Annotated in this window: 5 protein-coding genes and 1 other annotated feature; all 5 genes read right to left on the bottom strand. The window is 27.0% G+C overall.

Features of this window, described 5'->3' with window-relative positions; genetic code table 11:
- On the bottom strand, positions 1–846 hold an 846-nt coding region (locus VLM92_RS08070), incomplete at its 3' end, for an ABC transporter ATP-binding protein (protein WP_325275827.1).
- Positions 847–858: 12 nt separating this feature from the next.
- Positions 859–1233, bottom strand: a complete 375-nt coding sequence (locus VLM92_RS08065; protein WP_325275826.1) for a GntR family transcriptional regulator — start codon at positions 1231–1233, stop codon at positions 859–861.
- A 192-nt stretch (positions 1234–1425) separates the two neighbouring features.
- Positions 1426–2079, bottom strand: a complete 654-nt coding sequence (locus VLM92_RS08060) for an amino acid ABC transporter ATP-binding protein (protein ID WP_325275825.1) — start codon at positions 2077–2079, stop codon at positions 1426–1428.
- Positions 2080–2084: 5 nt separating this feature from the next.
- Positions 2085–2699 (bottom strand): amino acid ABC transporter permease, encoded by a 615-nt coding sequence (locus tag VLM92_RS08055; protein ID WP_325275824.1) that lies wholly within the window; start codon positions 2697–2699, stop codon positions 2085–2087.
- Between the two features lie 37 nt (positions 2700–2736).
- Positions 2737–3534, bottom strand: coding sequence for an amino acid ABC transporter substrate-binding protein (locus VLM92_RS08050; protein WP_325275823.1), 798 nt, complete (start codon positions 3532–3534; stop codon positions 2737–2739).
- Between the two features lie 156 nt (positions 3535–3690).
- Positions 3691–3954 (bottom strand) — a binding site (T-box leader).
- Positions 3955–4177: the final 223 nt, after the last annotated feature.

Genomic DNA, 4177 nt, shown 5'->3' with positions numbered 1-4177 from the left:
CCTTGTATAATACATTAATATATCTTCTAAATTTGCTTTATCATAAACTACTTCTTGACCAAATATTTCATAAGCAGATTTGACGTTTGAAGTTAATCCATCGAATCCAAAAGAATTTTCATTGAAAGATACTAATTCCCTTTTTGTATCATCATCTAGCAATCCTCTATTACCTCTTATAATTCTGTGTTTTTCTAATATAATATCTTTTTCCCCTTGAAGTATTATTTTCCCATCATATATAAATACTAAATAATCTGATACCTTATCTAAGTCTGATGTTATATGTGTTGAGTAAAACACAGTTGCTTCTTCTCTTTCTATATGTTCTTGTAATATTTCTAAAAATTCATTTCTAACTAAAGGATCTAAGTTTGCTGTTGGTTCATCCATTATTATTAATTTTGGATGATGAGAAAGCGCCATCGTAAGTTCAAATTTCTTTTGTTGTCCCTTTGAAAGTTCCTTATATGGTTTATTTTCATTTAGTTTAAATTGTTCTAAGTACTTTTTATATAGTTTTTCATCCCAATTTTTATAAAAAATAGATACTCCTTTTTTTATATCTTTAAGTTTTGATTCAGGTACATATCCAGGTATATCTCCCACATATCCAATAACTTCTTTTTTACTTATATCATCTACTTTATATTCTTTTCCAAATATTTTTATACTTCCACTATCTTTAAATAGCATATTCATAATTAATTTTATAGTAGTTGTTTTCCCACTACCATTAGGCCCTATAAAACCTGTTATAAATCCTTTTTTTATTTCTAAATTATCTATACTCAATTCAAATTCATTTAAATTTTTGTTTAAATTTCTAATCTCTATTCCATTCATACCCTAACCTCCTTATACTTCTTCATAAATACTTTTAAATATTTCTAGTCCTTCTTCTAAAGTTACTCCAACAGATTTAGCCTGCCTTATTATTTCCTCTAGTTTACTTTCAATTTCATACATAGCCATTTCTTTTAGTCTTTCAGTATTTTGATGTGCTACAAAAGTCCCTTTTCCTGTAACAGTTTCTGTAAAACCCTCTTTTTCTAATTCTTCGTAAGCTCTCTTTGTAGTTATTATACTTACCTTTAGCTCTTTAGCTAAATTTCTTATAGACGGTAATCCTTCCCCTGGCTTTAAATCTCCATTTAATATTTGAGCTTTAATTTGGTTTTGTATCTGTTCATACAAAGGTACCGCTGATGAATTACTTATATTTATATTCAATTTATCACCTCGATTTCAATACACTGTATATACAGTGTGTATATTGTATATACACACATAATAACACTTATGTTACACTTAGTCTATAGTTTTTTTTCACATTTGCTATTAAAATCATAAATTAAACACAAAAAAAGAAGGCATAATACCTTCTTTAATTTATTTGACTACTATATAATCATGTTCTAATACTTATTTAATATATTCAACTTCTCCATTATTAATATTTATTATTTTATCAGATACTTCATTTGCAAAATCAACATCATGTGTAATTATAAGTATTGTCATACCTTTTACTTTTAATTTCTTCATTATATTAACAACTTTTTTTATAGTATCCTTATCTAATGCTGAAGTTGGTTCATCAAAGCAAAGTACTTTTGGCATTAACGCACACGCTCTTGCTATTGCTACTCTTTGTTGTTGACCTCCTGATAATTCACATGGATATGAATCTATTTTATCTTCTAAATCTACTAATCTTAAAAGTTCTTTTGCACTATTTATAGCTTCTTGTTTTGGAACTTTAAATACATTTACAGGTGATTGTATTATATTTTCAAGTACCGATAAGTGAGGAAATAGGTTGAAATTTTGAAATACCATTCCTATCTTACCTCTTAACTTAGATATATCTTTAGAAGTGTTTATAGTCTCTTTATCCACTATAATTTGGCCACTATCAAAACTTTCAAGTCCATTTATACATCTAAGTATAGTAGTTTTTCCTGCACCTGATTTACCAAGTAAAACACCTATTTCTCCTTCATTTAACTCAAACGAAATATTATTAAGAACTTTATTATTATTAAATGATTTATTTAAATTATTAACTTTTAACATATATACTACCCCCTATAATATGAATATCTGTTTTCAATAACCTTAAATACTTGTGTAATAATTCCTACAAGTATAAGATATACTAACCCTGCACTCATTAAAGGCATTAAACTAACTTCTCTATTAGATGCTATTTGAGCTATTCTTAAAATATCATTAAGTCCTAGTATATAAACTAATGATGTATCTTTTATCAGGGTAATTACTTCATTTGCCATTGGAGGTAATATTCTTTTTATAACCTGAGGAAATATTATTCTTCTATACATATTAAACTTATCGTATCCTAAAACTAAACATGCTTCATATTGACCTTTATCTATAGACTGCAAACCACCTCTGAATATTTCTGCATAATATGCTGCATAATTTAAAGAAAATGCAACTATTGCCGCTGTAAACCTATCAAATACAATTCCTAGTATTGGTAATCCAAAGAATATAAATATTAATTGTAAAAGTAAAGGTGTTCCTCTCATTACAAGTATATATCCTTGTGTAATCGTGCTTATTAATTTATTATTAGAATTTCTTAAAAAAGAAATTATTATACCAAGTGGTATTGATATTACTAATGTTAAAATGAATACTGATAAAACTATTTTAATTCCTTCAATCATTTTTAGTTACTCCTCTCGATGCTTGTATTATTTCATTTTATTTAAACCACTTACTATAGATTTCATCAAAAGTTCCGTCATTTTTCATCTCTTTTAAAGTATTATTAACCTTATCTCTAAGTTGAGTATTATCTTTTTTAAATGCTACTACATAACTTTCTTCTCCAAAGTTATCTTCTAATATATTATATTTTTCTTCTCCTTTTTTACTTATATAATATCTAACTAAAATTTCGTCAGATACTATAGCATCAGTTCTCCCTACTTCTAAATCTCTAATCGCATTATCATAAGTATCATACAGTATTGGAGCCCCTTTATCTAAGCTCTTAACAACATCTACTTCTTTTTCTATAGCGTCTAAAGCTGTAGATCCTTGTTGAGTTCCTAATTTCTTACCTTTTAAATCTGTTTTATTTTTTATATTAGAATCTTTCATTGTCACTATAACTTGTTTATTTTCTAAGTATGGTTCTGTATATGATACAATCTTTTTTCTTTCCTCTGATAAAGAGTATCCATTCCATATAGCATCAATATTTCCTGAATTCAGTTCTGTTTCTTTCATTGCCCAATCTATAGGTTGAAACTTAACATTCATATCTAATCTTTTAAATACTTCCTTTGCTAAATCAACATCAAATCCTACTATTTCTCCATTTTCATCTAAAAATCCCATTGGTACAAAAGTATTGTCTAAACCTACTATAACTTCTTCTCTTTTTTCAGCATTTATATTATCATCCTTTTTACTTTCTTTTGAACAACCTATCGCTCCAAATGTTGATATTGCAACCATTGAAACTATCGCTAATTTTTTGAATATATTTTTCATAATTTTTTCCTCCAAAATGTAATTTTAATTTTTATTGTATTTAGTAAACTATTATTTATCAATTATTTATAGAATCTTTAGGATAAACGTATTAATATAAAATCTTAGCGCGCATAAAAAATTATATTAAAAAAGCTCCCGCCTCTAGCTTAATAGCTAAAGGACGGGAGCTAACTCACGTGGTTCCACCTTTATTTATTAGTGCCTTGCGACACTAACCTCTTTAAGTACGACAAATAAATGTTTATACTCTAGCACTATAACGGGTGCAAGGATACCGGAAACAGCCTACTCAAATACAATTCTTTCGGTGTTCTGCTCAAAGATGTGTTCAAAATAAAATCTAATGCTCCTCTCACCAACCGGAAACTCTCTGTTTTAAGATAACTTATTTTTACTATTTCTTATCATCGCATTTAAAATTTATTTTTATTATAAAATAGAGTATATACCCCTAGATAATATCTGTCAATATTTTTTTAAAAATTCTTATTATCTGATAGTTTTTCAACTCACGTCCGGCACTCTCTTATTATACAAAAGAAAAGATTTCATAAAGTTTCTTATAATTTAAACACTTTATAGATCTATTATTTATATCGATCATAGTTGAAAGTATTCTAATTTAATTTCTTCGTTTTTA

It is taken from the genome of Romboutsia sp., assembly GCF_035470145.1.
Classification (GTDB): domain Bacteria; phylum Bacillota; class Clostridia; order Peptostreptococcales; family Peptostreptococcaceae; genus Romboutsia_D.
This window is presented reverse-complemented; position numbering and strand designations above follow the sequence as displayed.